The sequence below is a fragment of the Bradyrhizobium sp. USDA 372 genome (genome assembly GCF_053629095.1).
The window spans coordinates 259,883-277,019 of the sequence record NZ_JBRJHR010000001.1; the positions used below are offsets into that span (position 1 = coordinate 259,883).

The window sequence follows — 17,137 nt, forward strand, 5'->3', positions numbered from 1 at the left end:
GATATGCCCGAGAAGAGACCGGCGCTGATGCGCGGGGCCATGAGGCGGGATATGAGTAGGAGGAAACAGCCGAACCCCGGCCAGGGCAAGAAACGATTGCGCTCCCGATGAGCGCTGTCGCGACCAATTCTTGCCACTGGCGAGACGGGCTGCGACAGGACGCGTGGACCGCGGTGACAGCCCAGGAGAATATCGGCGCGTTGGACGGCTTCGTTTTCGGCAAGATTGACGGTGTTGCGCGCCGCGCAGAGGATGGGACTGAGCTGAAGGCGCGTTGGGCGGTCCAAATGAAGAGCGAAGCTAAGGGTGTGGCCGCGATATCACATGAAATCTTGGTAAGCTTGCTTACGTTTCCCAATGTTTCTCAGTAAAAGAAGTTACTGCGAGACAGGTACTTTTCGTATTTTCTTCAGCTCGCGCCCAGCGCATTGGCCCGGGCATCTCGCAACTGCGGCACTGTCCCGCCGTTCCGCGCCCGGCTAGTATGCATCGCAGGTTCCGCAGAAAGCATCACCGCTGTGAACGCGTTGTCCAAGGCCACCCGACTGTCCCGCCGCGAATCGGTTAATCCGGCGGCGTTGCGGCGGCTTGATCTGCCCGGCGGGGGGTGGACGTGACACACCAAGTTCCAGCGATCGCCTCGCGGCGATCTCTCGGTTCTGCATTCAGGATGCGGCCCGCGGCCCGATGGATGGCCGTGCTGTGTCTCGCCGCCGCCTCGGGGGCCTGCGTGCTGACCCAGGATCTTCCCGATCCCGCGCTCGACGTTCCCGCGCATTACAAATATGCCGGCAAGGGCGATGCGCCGCCGTCGCTGGATTGGTGGCGCGGTTTCCGCTCTGCGGAGCTGACGCAGCTGATGGAGGAAGCGCAGACCGTCAATCTCGACATCGCTGCCGCCGTGGCCCGTATCGTCCAGGCTGACGCCCAGGCGCGGCAGGCCGGCGCGGCGTTGCTGCCGAGTCTGTCTGGCACCGGCCAGGAGACCTATTCGCGCACCTCCGGCTCTTCGGCCTCGGGGCTCACCAATGGCGGCCGTGAGGTCGTCAACTATCAGGCTTCGCTCAGCGCGAGCTACCAGCTCGATTTCTGGGGCCAGAACCGCGACGCGCTGCAATCGGCAGAGGAGACTGCGAACGCCAACCGCTTCGATCGCGACACGGTCGCGCTGACCACGCTCGCCGCCGTCGCCAACGCCTATTTCCAGGTGCTGGCCTCGCAGGATCGCATCAGGACCTCTCAGCGCAACATCGCGAGCGCGCAGCGCATCCTCGATGCGGTGAGGGACCGCCGCAAGGCCGGCACCGGCACCGATCTCGACGTCGCCCAGCAGGAGAGCGTGCTGGCGAATCAGAAGGCCCTGGTGCCGCCGCTGCGCCAGACACTCGATCAGAACGTCAACGCGCTCGCCGTGCTGGTCTCGCGCCCGCCGGAGAGCGTGCGCGTGCACGGCGGCTCCCTGGATCGGATCGCGATCCCGCGCGTGACGCCCGGCCTGCCGTCGGAGCTGCTGACGCAGCGGCCGGACATCCGCCGGCAGGAGGCGCAGCTCGCCTCGGCCACCGCCAACATCGGCAATGCCCGTGCGCAGTTCTTTCCGACCATCCAGCTCACCGGCAATGGCGGCTATCAGAGCGCGGCGCTGGTCTCGCTGTTCCAGCCGCATGCGGCCTTCTTCCAGCTCGTCGGCAGCGCGACGCAGCCGATCTTCGACGGCGGCAAGATCCTCGGCAATTTCGAACTGGCCAAGGCGCGGCAGGACGAGCTGCTGCAGACCTACCGCAAGACCATCGTCCAGGCCTTTGCCGACGTCGACAACGCGCTGTTCTCGATCAAGCAGACCACGATCAAGCTGCAATTGCAGCGCGACGTCGTTGCCGCCTCGCGTCGCGCTTTCGATCTCTCCGAGCAGCAATTGCGTGCCGGCACCGCCGACATCGTCACCGTGCTCAACACCCAACTGACCCTGTTCCAGGCGGAAGACGCGCTGTCGCAGGCCCAACTCGCACGGCTTCTGGCCATCGTCAGCCTGTACCAGGCGCTCGGCGGCGGCTGGGAGCCGCGAATGGAGAAACCGGTCAATGCTCTTTAAGCCCGACACCAAGCAGGGCGCGGGAGAGGGGACGGCGACGAGATCGCGCGGCCGCGGCTTCGTCATGACCCTGATCACGCTCGCGATCCTCGGCGGCCTGGGCTATGTCGGCTGGATCGTCATGCACCAGCAGCAGACGAACAACCGCAACCAGCGTCCCGATCTGCCTGTGCCGGTGCTGGCAGCGAGCCCGCGCATCCAGGACGTGCCGGTCTATCTCGACGGCGTCGGCGCGATCCGCGCACTCAACACCGTGACCCTGCGCTCGCAGGTCGACGGCAAGCTGATCGCGGTCAACTTCACGGAGGGCCAGGACGTCAAGAAGGGCGACGTGCTCGGCGAGATCGATCCGGCCATCTATCAGGCGCAGTACGACCAGGCGGTCGCCAAGAAGGCGCAGGATCAGGCCCAGCTCGCAAACCAGCGCATCGACCTGACACGCTACGAGCAGCTCGCCGCCTCCAACGCCGGCTCCAAGCAGCAGGCCGACACCCAGCGCGCGCTGGTCGCGCAGACCGAGGCGCTGGTCAAGGCCGATCAGGCCGCGATCGACAACGCTGCGGCGACGCTGAGCTACACCAAGATCGTGGCGCCGATCTCGGGTCGTGCCGGCCTGCGCCAGGTCGACCAGGGCAACATCATTCATGCCTCCGACACCACCGGCCTCGTGGTGATCACGCAATTGCAGCCGATTGCGGTGTGGTTCAGCCTGCCGCAGCAACAGATCATGCGGGTCAATGCGGCCGCGGCGAAGGGTACGCTCGCGGTCGACGTGTTCGGCAATGACGGCATTACGGTGATCGATACCGGCAAGCTTACCGGCATCGACAACCAGGTCGACCAGACCACCGGCACGCTCAGGCTCAAGGCCGAATTTCCCAATGCCAATTACCAGCTCTGGCCGGGCCAGTTCGTCAACGTCCGCCTCAAGGTCGAGACCTTGACGCAGGCGCTGGTGGTGCCGACCTCGGCGGTGCAGCGCGGCCCGATCGGCACTTTCAGCTACGTCATCGGCGAGGGCAACATCGTCTCGGCCAAGCCCGTGACGGTGACCCAGCAGAACGAGCATGATGCCGTGATCGCCAGCGGCCTGTCGGCGGGCGACAGGGTCGTCACCACGGGCTTTGCCAATCTGTCCGACGGCTCCAAGGTGATCGTCGGCCGCGACGACCAGACGCCGTCGGCCGATCTCGCCCCGCGCAAGCGCTCGCGCGCACCGGACGCTCAGAGGCAGGACGGTGCCAAAGAAGGCCAGAAGGACGGGCAGGGCAAGGACAGCGAGTTGCGCGCCAAGCGCAAGAGCAGCGAAGGCGACCAGAAGGGGCAGACAGGACCGGCACCGGGGCCGGGGGCATCGGAAAGTGGAGCCAAGCAGCCATGATCCGACAACGGCCGCTTGCAGCGGCAGGCACAGCCCATGGGTGTCTCTGAACCCTTCATCCGCCGGCCGATCGCGACCTCGCTGCTCGGCATTGCGCTACTGATCGGCGGGCTGTTGGGCTATTTCGCGCTGCCGGTCTCGGCGTTGCCGCAAGTCGATTTCCCGACCGTGCAGGTGACGACGCAGCTGCCTGGCGCGAGCCCCGACGTGATCGCCTCGCTGATCACCGCGCCGCTGGAGCGGCAGCTCGGGCAGATCCCGTCGCTCTCGGCGATGAACTCGACGAGCTCGTTCGGCGTCAGCCAGATCTCGCTGCAGTTCGATCTCAACCGCGACATCGACGGGGCAACGCAGGACGTGCAGGCCGCGATCAATGCCGCGGCCGGCGTGCTGCCCAAGACGCTGCCTTACCCGCCGACCTACGCGAAGGTGAATCCGGCGGATGCGCCGGTGATGACGCTCGCGCTGCGCTCGGACACGATCTCGCTGCGCGCAATGAGCGACATCGCCGACACCATTCTGGCGCAACGTTTGAGCCAGATCTCCGGCGTCGGGCGCGTTTCCGTGCTGGGCGGGTTGAAACCGGCCGTGCGTATCCAGGCCGATCTTGCGCGCCTTGCAGCCTATGGCATCGCGATGGAAGACCTGCGCACGGCGATCGCCAATGCCAATGTCTCGGGCCCGAAGGGCTCGCTCGACGGCGCACAGCAATCCTACGTCATCGCCGCCAACGACCAGATCGCCGTCGCCGAGGCCTACAAGCCCGTCATCATCGCCTACCGCAACGGCTCTCCGGTGACCATTGCCGACGTCGCCCAGATCGTCGACGGTCTCGAGAACGACCGCACCGGTGGCTGGTACCAGGGCACGCCGGCGGTGATCATCGACATCCAGCGCCAGCCCGGTGCCAACGTCATCGACGTCGTCAGCCAGATCCGCGCCGAAATTCCCAAGGTCCAGCGCGCGATCCCGGCCGGCGTGAACCTCACCATCGTCTCCGACCGCACCGTCACCATCCGCGCCTCGGTGCGCGACGTGCAGTTCACGCTGGTCCTTGCCGTCGTGCTGGTGACGCTGGTCGTGCTGTTGTTCCTGCGTTCGTTGCGCGCGACCGTGATCGCGGGCGTCGCGCTGCCGTTGTCGCTGATCACGAGCTTCGGCATCATGTATTTTGCCGGCTTCAGCCTCGACAATCTGTCGCTGATGGCGCTGACGATCGGCACCGGGTTCGTCGTCGACGACGCCATCGTCATGATCGAGAACATCGTGCGCCACATGGAGAATGGCGACGGCGCGATGGAAGCCTCGCTCAAGGGCGCCAGCGAGATCGGCTTCACCGTGATATCGCTGACGGTCTCGCTGATCGCGGTGTTCATCCCGCTCCTGTTCATGTCGGGCCTGGTCGGGCGCATGTTCCGCGAGTTCGCGCTGACCCTGACCATCGCGGTCGTGACCTCGGCAGTGGTCTCGCTGACCCTGACGCCGATGATGTGCTCGCGGCTGCTCAAGCACGCCCACGAGGAGCTGGCCGTGCCGGGACTGGCCGCGATCAGCCGCTTCATCGACCGCACGGTCCATGCCTATCACCGATCGCTGTTGTGGGTGCTGGAGCGGCAGCGCGCCACGCTGGTCGTGACCTTCGCCACGCTGATCGCGACCCTGGTGCTCTATGTCGTCGCGCCCAAGGGCTTCCTGCCGCTGCAGGACACCGCCTCGATCACCGCGGTGACGGAGGCTGGGCCCGACGTGTCGTTTGCGGAGATGAAGAGGCGGCAGGCCGAGGCGGCGGACGCCATCAGGGCTGATCCTGATGTGGTCGGCGTGGTCTCGGTGATCGGTGCGGGCTCCGTCAACCCGACCACTAATGTCGGCCGCCTCGTCATGAGCTTGCGGCCGCGCGGCGAGCGCCGTGACGATGTCAGCGTGGTCGTGACCCGGCTGAAGGAGAGGGTCTCCGACATCCCCGGCATGACCGTCTATTTCCAGCCGGTGCAGGACGTGCAGATCTCGACCCAGTCGAGCCGCTCGCAATACCAGTACACGTTGACCGGCACCGATGCGACGCTGGTCTCGGAATGGGCGCGCAAGCTGGTTGCGGAGATGCGGCGCGATCCCCTGTTCCGCGACGTCTCCTCGGAGGCGCAGGAGGGCGGCCTGCGGGCGCAGCTCGACGTCGACCGCACCCGGGCCGGCCAGCTCGGCGTGAGCCTGCAAGGAATCACCGACACGCTGAACGATGCCTTCGCACAGCGGCAGATCTCGACGATCTACGGCCAGGCCAACCAGTACCGCGTGGTGCTCGAGGCGCTGCCGATGTACCAGCGCGATCCCTCGATCCTGTCTAAGCTCTATCTGCCGGGCGCGGCGAGCGCCACCGCCGGCGCGCCCAATGCCCAGGTGCCGCTGTCGGCCGTGGCGACGCTGAAGCGGACCACGGCGCCGCTCGCGATCTCGCACCAGGCGCAATTCCCGTCGGTGTCACTCAGCTTCAACCTCGCGCCGGGCGCGGCGCTCGGCGATGCCGTCGAAGCCGTGAAGGTGATCGAGACCCGCATCGAAATGCCGGGCAGCATCGTCGGCATTTATGCCGGCGATGCCGCCGAGTTCGCCAAGGCGCTGGCCGGCCAGCCCTGGCTGCTGCTCGCCCCGCCGTGATCACGATCTACATCGTGTTAGGGGTGCTCTACGAGAGCTACATCCACCCGATCACGATCCTTTCGACGCTACCCTCGGCCGGCGTCGGCGCCATCCTGGCACTGATGTTGTGCGGACAGGACCTCTCGGTGATCGGCCTGATCGGCATCATCCTCCTGATGGGCATCGTCAAGAAGAACGCGATCATGATGATCGACTTTGCGCTCGAGGCCGAGCGCGGGCAGGGCATGTCGCCCCATGAAGCGATCGTGCAGGCGTGTCTCTTGCGCTTCCGCCCGATCATGATGACGACGCTGGCGGCGCTGTTCGGGGCGCTGCCGCTCGCGATCGAGAGCGGCACCGGCGCCGAGCTGCGCTTTCCGCTCGGCATCTCCATCATCGGCGGCCTGCTTCTCAGCCAACTGCTGACACTTTACACGACGCCCGTGATCTATCTGGCGCTCGATCGCATCAACCGCCGTCTCGAGCGGGCGTTGCCGCCGACCGAATCCGGCGGCCCGCCGGTTGCCGGCGCGACCGAGGGGATGCAGTGATGGCGTCGATCTCGGAGCCCTTCATCCGCCGTCCGGTCGCGACCACGCTGCTGTCGATCGGGTTGTTCCTGCTGGGGGTCGTCGCCTACGAGTTCCTGCCCGTCGCCTCGGTCCCGAACGTCGACTTCCCCGCCATCTTCGTCTCCGCCAGCCGGCCCGGCGCCGATCCATCCGTGATGGCGGCGACGGTGGCTTCACCCTTGGAGCGGCGTCTCGGCGAGATCGCCGGTATCAACCAGATCACCTCGACCTCGAGCCTCGGCACGACCAGCATCCAGCTCCAGTTCGACATCGGCCGCAACATCGACAAGGCTGCGCGCGACGTGCAGGCGGCCATCAACGCCGCGATGGTCGACCTGCCGAGCGACCTGCCGACGTTGCCGCGTTTCCGCAAGGCGAACACGGCCGGCGCACCCATCTTCGTGCTGGCGCTGACCTCCAAGACGATCTCTCCGTCGGCGATCTACGACGTCGCCGACAGCGTGCTGGCGCAACGCATCTCACAGGTACCGGGCGTCGGCAACGTGTCGATCTCCGGCGCCGACCAGCCGGCCGTGCGCGTGCAGCTCAACCCGGTCGCACTGTCCAATGCTGGAATAGCGACCGACGACGTGCGCACCGCGATCATCGGCGCCAACGCGCTCGGCCCCGTCGGTATCTTCGAGGGCGAACGTCAAAGCGAGACGCTGTCGCTGAACAAGCAGATGCGCACGGCGAAGGAGTTCCGCGACATCGTCATCAAGAGCTCGGGCAGCAATTTCGTGCGGCTGTCCGATGTCGCCGACATCGAGGATTCCGTCCGCAACGTCCGCTCGATCGCCTGGTTCAACAGGCAACCGGCGGTTCTGATCCAGATCACCAAGCAGGGCGATGCCAACGTCATCGACACCGTCGACAGGGTCAAGGCGCTGATCCCCGAGCTGAAGCAGTGGATCCCCGCCGGGGTCGAAATCTCCACCCTGGTCGATCGGACCGGCACGATCCGCGCCAGCGTGCTGGATATGCAATGGACGCTGCTGGCGACGGCCGTCCTGGTGATGGTCGTCGTATTCCTGTTCCTGCGGCGGATCACGCCGACCATCGCGGCCGGCATCTCGGTGCCGCTGGCACTCGCCGGGACCTGCGCCGGCATGTGGGTCGCGGGCTTCTCCATTGACAATCTGTCGCTGATGGCGCTCGCCATCTCCGTCGGCTTCGTCGTCGACGATGCCATCGTCATGATCGAGAACATGTTCCGCAATCTCGAGCACGGCATGCCCCCGTTCCGGGCGGCGCAGGAGGGCGCCAAGCAGATCGGCTTCACCGTGGTTTCGATCAGCCTGTCGCTGATCGCGGCCTTCACGCCGCTGATCTTCATGGACGGCGTCGTCGGCCGGCTCTTACGCGAATTCTCCCTGACGCTGACCTTCGCCATCCTGGTCTCGACGCTGGTGTCGCTGACGGTCACGCCGATGATCTGCGCCCATTACATCCGGCAGACCACCTCCGGCACGGCAACGCTGTTCGACCGCATCATCGAAGGCACGCTGTCGCGCACCATCGTGTTCTACGCTCGCAGCCTGCGCACAGTGCTGGAATTCCCGCTTCTGACGTTGCTGGTGTTCTTCGCCACCATCGCGCTCACGGTGACGCTCTACGTCAAGATCCCCAAAGGCTACTTCCCGACGGACGATTCCGGCTTGATCATCGGCGCGACGCGCGCCTCGGCCGATATCTCGTTCCAGTCGATGCTCGGCCTGCAGCAGCGGCTCGCCGAGATCGTGATGAAGGATCCGGCCGTGGCCGGCATCGGATCGACCGTCGGCAGCGGAGGCGGGGGCCCGGGGCCGGCGACCTCGAACCGCGGCACCATGTTCATCAGCCTGAAACCGCCGGAGGAGCGCGCGCACGTGTCGACGGAGGTCGTGATCGACCGGCTCAGGCGGGCGCTGTATCCCGTGCCCGGCATCCGCCTCTTCATGTTCGCCGCCCAGGACGTGCGCGCCGGCGGGCGGCAGAGCGATTCCGATTACCAATATACGCTCACCAGCACCGATCTCAGCCTGCTGCAGACATGGGCGCCGATCGTGGCCAAGCGCATGGAGAGCGTGGAGGGCATCACCGACATCTCCAGCGATCGCGACCCCGGCGGCCTGCAGCTGACGCTCGCCATCGACCGCCAGAAGGCGTCCGCGCTCGGCGTCAGGGTTCAGGACATCGACAACGCGCTGAACAACGCGTTCGCACAGCGGCAGATCTCCATCATCTACACCCAGCGCAACCAGTACATGACCGTGCTGGAGATCGACCCGAAGTTCCAGGTCGACCCCTCCAATCTCGATCGCATCTACGTCGCCGGCGCGGGAGATGCGCAGGTGCCGCTGTCGGCCGTGGTGCGCGCGACGCGCGGGCTCGCTGCGCTCGCCGTCTATCATTCGCAGTCGTTCCCATCGACTACGGTGTCCTTCAACCTGATGCCGGACGTGCCGCTTCAGGCGGCGACGCAGAACATCCAGCGCGCGGTCGATGAGTTGCACATGCCGGAAGGCATTCGCGGCAGCTTCGACGGCAATGCCGGCGACTTCGCCAGGACGAGCGGCCGCCAGCCGCTCTTGATCCTCGGCGCGTTGGTTGCGATGTATATCGTGCTCGGGGTGCTCTATGAGAGCCTTGCCCATCCGCTCACGATCATCTCGACGCTGCCCTCGGCCGGCTTAGGTGCGCTGCTCGCCTTGCAGCTCACCAACACGCCGCTGACGGTGATTGCCTTCGTCGGCATCATCCTCTTGATCGGCATCGTCAAGAAGAACGGGATCATGATGGTGGACTTCGCGCTCGACGCCGAGCGCCAGCGCGGCCTGTCCTCGGCCGAGGCGATCTTCGAGGCCTGCCAGGCGCGTTTCCGCCCGATCCTGATGACGACCATGGCGGCGCTGTTTGCCGGCATTCCGCTGGTGATCGCGACCGGCCCCGGCACGGAGCTGCGCCGCCCGCTCGGAATCACCATCATCGGCGGCCTGTTCGTCTCGCAGATCCTGACGCTGTACACGACGCCCGTGATCTACCTGCTGATCGACCGCATGCGGCGCCGCTCCGGGCCGCGGCCGCTGGCGGCACCGGCGGAATAGGTTGTTGACGCGCCGCTTCAAGCGTATAGCGGCGCCATGTCCAACCCGCCCGACACCGTCGCCGCGCCGGCCGAACCGATCCCTGAATGCCCGCATTGCCAGAAGCCGATGCCGCTCTGCATTTGCGACAGCGTCACGCCGATCGAGAACCGGCTCTCGCTCCTGATCCTCCAGCATCCGCAGGAGCAGGACAGAGCGCTCGGCACGGCGCGGCTGCTGGCCAGGCACTTCGCCGATGCCACCGTGCGGGTCGGCCTGTCCTGGCCGAGCCTGTCCAAGGCGCTGGGACGGCCGGTCGAGAATGCCTCGCACTGGGCCGTGCTCTATCTCGGCTCGGCGCGCGCGGCCGATCTCGATGCTGAAGGCGAGATCGTCGCGCTCAACCGCAAGGGCGAGATCGCGGAGAACCAGCGCGCGCTCCTCGGCAAGCTCGAAGGCGTGGTGCTGCTCGACGGCACCTGGAGCCAGGCCAAGGCGCTGTGGTGGCGCAATCCCTGGATGCTGAAATGCCAGCGCGTGATCCTCAATCCGTCACGCCCCTCGCGCTACGGACGCCTGCGCAAGGAGCCGCGCCGCGACGGTCTCTCGACCATCGAAGCGGCGGCGACGATTCTGGCCGGCCTCGAGCGGCGTTCCGACATCGCCGAGACATTGCTTACCAGTTTCGAACGGATGCTGGCGCGCTACCGCGAGGTCCAGGCAGAGATGCCGGAACTCGCGCCCAAACCCGCGCCGAAGAGCCGTCGGCGCGACTTCCGGCGCGGCAAGCGCGCCTGACTTTGGTCCACATTGGAAAAGGCTAGTGCCGTCCAAGTCGCACGAAGGCGGTTGCCTCGGCCATTGATCCCCTATATTGCTCCGCCCCTACGGGGCCACGTGGCGGAGTGGTTACGCAACGGTCTGCAAAACCGTGTACACCAGTTCAATTCTGGTCGTGGCCTCCATTACAAGCTCCTGATTTGTCAGCAAAAATGCGAACTCGCCGCGGCTTTCACGGCAGTGCCGGCAAGGCCTGCATTGCCGCGCCCACCGGGTTTGTCCGGGGCTTGGCGGAAACCCGCGATTCAGTCCCATGGCACAGACTTCGCATGTGCGAAGCGATGCATGTTCCCATCAACTGAGCGCTGGAGAGCACGTGGGCGAAATCGTCCGATTTGTCTCGAAATCCGAGCTGGAGCGGGCGCGTCTCATTCGTGAGGCGCGCGCGATCTATGACAGCATCTTCCCACCGGCCGTACCCGAGCGGGCGCCGCAGGACGGCGACGAGCGCGCCAAGAATTGATCGTCGTGACGCTGGGCGTGGGGGCTCGGTGGTGGGCCGCCCGCGAGGCGAGCCGCATCCGCTGACGTGAAGTCGGCCTCAGCAGGCCGCGTACCAGCCGTCGGGAAAGGGCAAGAGGGGCCAGGCGCCCTCGTTGTCATTGGCTGCCTTGGGCGTCGCGTCGAAGCTCCACGAGCGAGGCACGAATTCCTCCACCGGCACAGGCGCGAAATCTTCAAAGACCATGGCGTCCCGGACAGCATCCAGCAGCAAATTGAATTCGGCTTCGCTCATCACACCCTCGCAGAACGCGGATGGCGCAATGTCGCAAAGTCGGTTTGTTTCCGGATTGACCCGATCGTTCGCATTTTAACGATGCGGCGATCGGGATCCGAATGGTTAGCGATTCCTGAAAATCCCCATGGAACCCTAAGCGCCGCCGCCTCGCGGCGGGTGTGAAAGAGATCACATTCTCAGCGGTTTATTTCTCCTACCCCTTTGCACCATGCCGGCCAATGCAGGCCGGAGCGGGCAGGGCAGAGCGGGAGACTGGTCATGAAGGCGAGATTCTTGCGGTTTGCGGGCGTGAAGAGCCGGGCGCGGGGCGCCTCGACGGTCGGGCTGTTCCTGACGCTGTTTGCCTCCGCCGCCCATGCACAGGGAACAGCGGAGCAGCGGCGGGCCTGTGCCCCCGACGTCTACCGGCTGTGCGCCGGCGAGATCCCCAACGTCCGCGCCATCACCACCTGCCTGCGCCGCAACCGCGCCAGCCTCAGCGAGGCCTGCCGATCCGTGTTCGACCAGGCGGGTGGCTGAACGGCCCCGCTTGTGGGTTTGTGCGCAGCAAGGGCATCGCACGGGCTCGCGAATCCGCCACAGTCACCCTGTGGATATGCTGTGGATTTGCTGCGGATACCGGACGTGGATGCTTCGCTCTCTCGTCGCATCCTGGTCGGCAATCGTCATAGCTCTGTCAAATGAGCTCACCGAATGATTCGTAAACGCGAAGAAGTTGCGGCGCCGGCCGATATCAGTTGGTTTCCAGCATTCGAAGCCCATTGATGAACCACGGACTGCCGAACCGTCCCCGCATTTCGCCTCAAATTGCAACCGACGCGTGCAAGAAGTCTTGATCGGCCGTGAGCTAGGGGTGATCAGGCCGCCTTGAACGCGGGCCCGGAGCGCCGCGACTAACCGACAGAGTGCATAGGGATCAGCGGAACGTGATCGAGCTTCCTCTTCCGAAAGCACCAAAATGGTGCTTTAGTGCTTTCCATGAGCCAATCGCCCCGACACGCGCCGTCTGCGCTGCGTTACAGGCTTGCCCCTGACCCGGCCGCCAAGGCCGCCATCGAGGCGACGTTTCAGGCTTATGACCGCATGATGGAGATCCTCGACGAGGTGGCGCGGGCTCACAATGTGGGTTCCAACGTGGTCCTGCTCCACGCCCATGCCTACGAGTCGATCCGCAAACAGACCGCGCTGCCCTCGCGGCTGGTGACGCTCGGCCTGCGCGACCGCACGGAGTATCGCGCCGCCCAGGGGCGCCGCCTGCCGCTCGACGACAAGCTCGCCAAGATCAAAGGGCCCGGCCACCATTTCGATCGCGACCGTGCAAGGGCGCTTCAGCGTGCCCTTCGACTACGCCGGCTATGCCGAGGGCTGGGGCCAGAGCGTGCCGGCGCGCCTCATCCGCACCGACGACGGTTTCGAAGTTCACTACGGCGTCACGCCGAACAGCCTGCCAGAGGAGGAGAACGCCATGGATACCATCGCTGCCGCTCCCGACAACTTCCTGTCCCGGGTCGGGCGCCTGATCGCCGGGATCGCGTACGATGCGATCGAGCAGGCGGAAGGCAAGAACAAGCTCAAGGTGGTTGGCCAAGCCATCCGCGAGATCGAGCGCGCCGAGAGCGAAGCGCGAGATGCGCTCGCCGCCGCGCGGGCCGAGGAATACCGCCTCAACGCGCGCCGTAGCGAAATCGAGCGGGCGATGACCGATCTGACCGCCAAGATCGAGGGCGCGATCGCCGATGGCCGCGACGATCTCGCTCGCGCCGGCATCGCGCGGCAGATGGATCTGGAGGCGCAGTTCGAGGTGCTCTCGCGGGCCATCGACGAGAACAACGAGAAGATCGAGCAATGCGTCACCTCGCTGCGCGCGGTGCTGTCGGCGCTCCAGGATGCCGAGCAGCGCCGCGCCGATCTCGAAAAGAGCGAGGCACATGCCAGCCCACAGGCATCAACGTCGTCGCGGAAATCCGGCGGCACCTCCGCTGCCGCGAAGGCGTTGCGCGCGGGCAGGGCGGTGGCGCGGGCCACCGGCGTGCCTCCGGGCATCCCTTATTCGAGCGACATCGACGAGCTCAGCACGTTGCATCGCGACAAGGAAATTGCAGCGCGGCTGGCCCGGTTGAAGTCAGGCTCCTGAGTGCCGTGTCATGAGCGCTCTGCTCGAACACGTCATGTCGCCGGAAGTCAGGCCGTTCGCTATCGCGGCGGCCATGATCGTCATCGTCGGCTCGATCGAGGTGGTCTCCATGCTGGTGGGGGCCTCGCTCAGCGAGATGCTCGGCACCAACATCGATTTCGCCCATCCCAGCGACAACGGCGTGCTCAATGCCATCTCCTGGGTCAATGTCGGTGGCGTGCCGCTCTTGATCTTCCTGTTGTTGCTGCTCGGCGCCTTCTCCATTACCGGCTTCCTGATCCAGGACATCGCCCGGTTTGTTGCAGGTCCCTTGCCGGCGACGGTCGCCTCTGCCGCCGCCGTCGTGGTGTCGGTTCCGCTGGTCCGCTCCGCCAGCCGGGCTATCGCGCGGATCATTCCCAAGGACGAAAGCTACGTCGTCGGCTTGGGCGATCTCGTCGGCCGCATCGGGGAGGTCGTCGTCGGCCCGCTCGACCAGGGGCCGCCGGGCCGCGTCAGCGTCGCCGACGTCCACGGCAACCGTCATTTCGTCTCGGCGGTCGCGGCGCCGTCATCGGGGCCTTTGCCGCAGGGAACCATGGTCCTGCTGGTCGACCGCGATGGCACCCGTTTCGTCGCGGTGAAGGCCGACGATGAACTCAAGCCGTCCAAGCCCACTCTAAGCAGTTAGCAAGTTCCACAGCGGAGAAAGCCATGTTCGACATCGCAGTCCCGGCCGTGATTGGCGTCGCGCTGATCGTCGTCCTGGGGATCGTCTTTACCATTCTCTACAAGCGCGCCACCCGCGACGAGGCCTTCGTGCGCACCGGGCTCGGCGGCAAGAAGGTGGTGCTCGACGGTGGCGCCATGATCCTGCCGATCTTCCACTCCTACGCCAGCGTCAATCTGAAGACGCTGCGGCTCACCGTCGAGCGCAAGGAGCGGGAATCCCTCATCACCAAGGACCGCCTGCGCGTCGACATCGTGGCCGAGTTCTATGTGCGCGTCCGCCCGGACGAGGAAAGCATCGCGCTCGCGAGCCAGACGCTGGGCGCGTTGACCAACGATGCCGAAGCGCTACGCAACCAGGTCGAAGCGAAATTCGTCGACGGCCTGCGCTCGGTAGCGGCGACCATGAGCATCCTGGAGCTTCAGGAGAAGCGCTCGGACTTCGTCAAGCACGTGCAATCGACGGTCGAGTCCGACGTGAAATCGAACGGGCTCGAGCTGGAATCGGTGTCGCTGACCAAGCTCGACCAGACCGACGTCAAGTTCTTCAACCCGGAGAATTTCTTCGACGCCGAAGGTCTCACCCAGTTGAAGACGGTCACCGAGACCCGCCGCCGCGATCGCAACGCCATCGTGCGCGACAACGAGGTGGCGATCGCGCAAAAGGACCTCGAGGCGCGGCAGCAGACCCTCGGGATCGAGCGGACCAAGAAGGAAGCTGAGCTCTCCCAGGAGCGCGACATCGCCAACAAGACCGCGAGCACCCGCGCCGAGGTCGCAACCGCGACGCAGACCGCGCGCCTGACCGAGGAGAATGCCCGCATCGACACCGACAGGGCGGTTGCCGAGAAGGAGGCCGGCGCCAAGCAGGTCAAGGAAACCGCGGTGATCGAGTCGGACCTCGCGATCAACAAGCGCAAGACCGACGCCCAGCGCGAGATCCAGATCGCGACGCAGGAAAACGAGATCCAGATCGCAGCGAAGAGCAAGCAGACCTCGGAAGCCGTCGCCGAGGCCAAGACCGCCGAAGCGCTCGCCGTCTCGGCCGAAGAAAAGGTCGTGACTGCACGCGCGGTCGAGGTCGCCGATCGCGCCCGTCTCACTCAGGTGCTCGCCGCCCGGACCGAGGCCGAGCGCAAGTCGACCGAATTGATCGTTGCGGCCGAAGCCGAGAAGAAGGCCTCGCTCGACCGCGCCGAGGCCGTCAAGACGCTGGCCACGGCGGAAGCCGAATCCAACAAGATCAAGGCAGTCGGCGTGCGCAATATCGGCGAGGCGGAAGCTGCCGTCATCACCATGAAGAACGAGGCGCAGAACAAGCTCGGCAGCAACGTGATCGATTTCGAGATCGCCAAGAAGCGGATCGAGACCATGCCCTCGGCCCTGGCCGAGATGGTGAAGCCGATCGCGAACCTCAAGGACGTCCGCATCCTGCACACGGGTGGCGCGTTCGGCGGCAACGGCGCTGGCGCAGGCAATGTCGGCTTCGGCGAAGGCCTTGCCGGCGAGCTGCTCAAGGTGCACGCGCTGCGTCCGATGATCGACGAGATCCTGCGCCAGAGCGGCTTTGCGCCGGGCGACGATCCGGTGAAGGCGCTGGTCGGCGCCGTGACGGGAAAGAGCAACGGCGCGGCCATGCCGGCGCCGGTGCCGGAGAAAACAAGCCCTGCCGAACTATGAATGCCCGTTCATTGCTGCGGAGAATTCCAACCGATAAACAGGCTGGGCGCGTCTCGCGTCGCGCAAACGTTCGGAAGTGCAGACCGATCGTCTCTTGAATCGTTCGATCTCGCTCCGGACTTGTCTTGAGGCAACGTTTTGTTTGCCGCAGCGCCTGCGTCGATCGACGTCGGGCGCTGAGACCTGTTTCGATCGGAGAATTTCACATGAAGCAATTTCTGTCTGGACTGATCGCCGTCAGTCTTTCGATCGCCGCTGCGCCGTCGCTTGCGGCCGATGCCCGCAACGTCACGGTCGTCAACGAGACCGGCTATGCCATCAAGTTCCTCGGCTTCAACGCGCCGGATGACGGGCTGGACGAATGGGAGAACGAACTCGACAAGGTGTTGCAGAACCAGGCCAGCACCTATGTCGAGTTCGACGACGACGACGAGGGCTGCGTCTGGAACATTCGCGTCGATTGGCAGAACTATGACGAGTCGGTGCTGTGGAAGAACGTCAATCTCTGCAAGTTCACCGCGCTCCGCTTGCGTTACGACCCCGGCACCAAGACCACCTCGTTCCTCGCCGAATAGTCTTTGCCCGGCAGGGCCGGAGGAGAGGCCATTCCAGGCCCCTCCCGAGCGCGTTGCGGATGATGACGAATTCGTCCTTTGCAAGCGCAAGCGGCTTTGTTATACGCAGCCGCGCGCGAACGAATGGTTCGCCTTTTCCTCGGTAGCTCAGCGGTAGAGCATCCGACTGTTAATCGGATGGTCGCTGGTTCGAATCCAGCCCGGGGAGCCAAATCTTTCAGATATTTCAATGATTTGTGTCCGCCTCCTAACGCGGCGCGCGATCTGCTTTCCCTGATCTTTGAACATTGCACCCGTGGTCCGGCGCGGAATCGGGGTCAAACAGATGTGTTTGCGTCGGTCGTCGTCTCGCCATTGGGACGACTCAATTCACGTCGAGCGTGGATTTGCCGGACATTTGCGGAGCTGATTCCCATGCCAGAGATCCAGGTCGACCGTTCGGATATCGCCCCCTCGATTCTGCCGGCCGGCATTCCCGAGCTCAGCGACGATCAATGCCTCGCTTGTCTCGCGCGCGCAGTCGAGGCGCCGGATTCGGCGCGGCTGGACGAGGTCGCTGCCCTGATCGGCCGCCTGGCGGTCGCCATCGAATAGGGCTGGTCGGGCCCCCATCAGGCGGGCTGCGGAGCGCGGTGCGCCACCGCCAACGGCCATGTTGCGTTTTGACCGAGCATGCTCCAAAGATGCCGCGATTTTTCTCCGCGGCATCGTCCG

At 65.4% G+C, this 17,137-nt stretch carries 11 protein-coding genes, 2 tRNA genes and 2 pseudogenes; 14 read left to right on the forward strand and 1 reads right to left on the reverse strand.

The window, feature by feature from the left end; genetic code table 11:
* Positions 1-607: 607 nt before the first annotated feature.
* From AB7M16_RS01310 to AB7M16_RS01340, 7 genes and pseudogenes are all read left to right on the forward strand, one after another.
* A complete protein-coding gene (locus AB7M16_RS01310; protein WP_453942926.1) occupies positions 608-2,092 on the forward strand; it encodes an efflux transporter outer membrane subunit in 1,485 nt (494 codons plus the stop codon).
* Positions 2,082-3,473: an efflux RND transporter periplasmic adaptor subunit gene (locus tag AB7M16_RS01315; protein WP_453942927.1), complete on the forward strand. Its 1,392-nt coding sequence runs from the start codon at positions 2,082-2,084 to the stop codon at positions 3,471-3,473. Before AB7M16_RS01310 ends, AB7M16_RS01315 begins: the two co-directional genes overlap by 11 nt.
* A 36-nt stretch (positions 3,474-3,509) precedes the next feature.
* Positions 3,510-6,661, forward strand: a pseudogene (locus tag AB7M16_RS01320) (efflux RND transporter permease subunit).
* The gene (locus tag AB7M16_RS01325; protein ID WP_453942928.1) at positions 6,661-9,768 is read left to right on the forward strand and encodes an efflux RND transporter permease subunit; all 3,108 of its coding nucleotides are present in this window, start codon (positions 6,661-6,663) and stop codon (positions 9,766-9,768) included. Before AB7M16_RS01320 ends, AB7M16_RS01325 begins: the two are co-directional and overlap by 1 nt.
* Positions 9,769-9,804: 36 nt before the next feature.
* Positions 9,805-10,545: a tRNA-uridine aminocarboxypropyltransferase gene (locus tag AB7M16_RS01330; protein ID WP_453942929.1), complete on the forward strand. Its 741-nt coding sequence runs from the start codon at positions 9,805-9,807 to the stop codon at positions 10,543-10,545.
* Between the two features lie 93 nt (positions 10,546-10,638).
* Positions 10,639-10,712: transfer RNA gene (locus AB7M16_RS01335), tRNA-Cys, on the forward strand.
* A gap of 191 nt (positions 10,713-10,903) precedes the next feature.
* The gene (locus AB7M16_RS01340; protein ID WP_172789092.1) at positions 10,904-11,050 is read left to right on the forward strand and encodes a hypothetical protein; all 147 of its coding nucleotides are present in this window, start codon (positions 10,904-10,906) and stop codon (positions 11,048-11,050) included.
* 78 nt (positions 11,051-11,128) lie between these two features.
* Here the strand turns inward: AB7M16_RS01340 and AB7M16_RS01345 are convergent, their stop codons facing one another.
* Entirely contained in the window at positions 11,129-11,323 is a 195-nt protein-coding gene (locus AB7M16_RS01345) for a hypothetical protein (protein ID WP_172789091.1), read from the reverse strand.
* A gap of 261 nt (positions 11,324-11,584) precedes the next feature.
* Here AB7M16_RS01345 and AB7M16_RS01350 point away from each other — a divergent pair, with 261 nt between their 5' ends.
* From AB7M16_RS01350 to AB7M16_RS01380, 7 genes and pseudogenes are all read left to right on the forward strand, one after another.
* Entirely contained in the window at positions 11,585-11,845 is a 261-nt protein-coding gene (locus AB7M16_RS01350) for a hypothetical protein (RefSeq protein ID WP_453942930.1), read from the forward strand.
* 450 nt (positions 11,846-12,295) lie between these two features.
* Positions 12,296-13,460: pseudogene (locus tag AB7M16_RS01355) on the forward strand (PspA/IM30 family protein).
* 10 nt (positions 13,461-13,470) lie between these two features.
* Complete coding sequence (locus AB7M16_RS01360; protein ID WP_439363044.1) at positions 13,471-14,130, forward strand: OB-fold-containig protein; 660 nt, start codon at positions 13,471-13,473, stop codon at positions 14,128-14,130.
* Positions 14,131-14,153: 23 nt separating this feature from the next.
* Entirely contained in the window at positions 14,154-15,848 is a 1,695-nt protein-coding gene (locus AB7M16_RS01365) for a flotillin family protein (protein WP_453942931.1), read from the forward strand.
* Positions 15,849-16,054: 206 nt separating this feature from the next.
* On the forward strand, positions 16,055-16,423 hold the full coding sequence (locus AB7M16_RS01370; RefSeq protein WP_212257048.1) for a hypothetical protein: 369 nt from the start codon (positions 16,055-16,057) through the stop codon (positions 16,421-16,423).
* A gap of 136 nt (positions 16,424-16,559) precedes the next feature.
* Positions 16,560-16,634, forward strand: a tRNA-Asn gene (locus AB7M16_RS01375).
* A 203-nt stretch (positions 16,635-16,837) separates the two neighbouring features.
* A complete protein-coding gene (locus tag AB7M16_RS01380) occupies positions 16,838-17,017 on the forward strand; it encodes a hypothetical protein (protein WP_172789085.1) in 180 nt (59 codons plus the stop codon).
* Positions 17,018-17,137 lie beyond the last annotated feature (120 nt).

Bases quoted from the DNA above. Each gene is read 5' to 3' on its own strand.
- AB7M16_RS01380 (WP_172789085.1), top strand. From the start codon at position 16,838: ATGCCAGAGATCCAGGTCGACCGTTCGGATATCGCCCCCTCGATTCTG.
- AB7M16_RS01330 (WP_453942929.1), top strand. From the start codon at position 9,805: ATGTCCAACCCGCCCGACACCGTCGCCGCGCCGGCCGAACCGATCCCT.
- AB7M16_RS01360 (WP_439363044.1), top strand. From the start codon at position 13,471: ATGAGCGCTCTGCTCGAACACGTCATGTCGCCGGAAGTCAGGCCGTTC.
- AB7M16_RS01365 (WP_453942931.1), top strand. From the start codon at position 14,154: ATGTTCGACATCGCAGTCCCGGCCGTGATTGGCGTCGCGCTGATCGTC.
- AB7M16_RS01350 (WP_453942930.1), top strand. From the start codon at position 11,585: ATGAAGGCGAGATTCTTGCGGTTTGCGGGCGTGAAGAGCCGGGCGCGG.
- AB7M16_RS01325 (WP_453942928.1), top strand. From the start codon at position 6,661: ATGGCGTCGATCTCGGAGCCCTTCATCCGCCGTCCGGTCGCGACCACG.
- AB7M16_RS01315 (WP_453942927.1), top strand. From the start codon at position 2,082: ATGCTCTTTAAGCCCGACACCAAGCAGGGCGCGGGAGAGGGGACGGCG.
- AB7M16_RS01370 (WP_212257048.1), top strand. From the start codon at position 16,055: ATGAAGCAATTTCTGTCTGGACTGATCGCCGTCAGTCTTTCGATCGCC.
- AB7M16_RS01345 (WP_172789091.1), bottom strand. From the start codon at position 11,323: ATGAGCGAAGCCGAATTCAATTTGCTGCTGGATGCTGTCCGGGACGCC.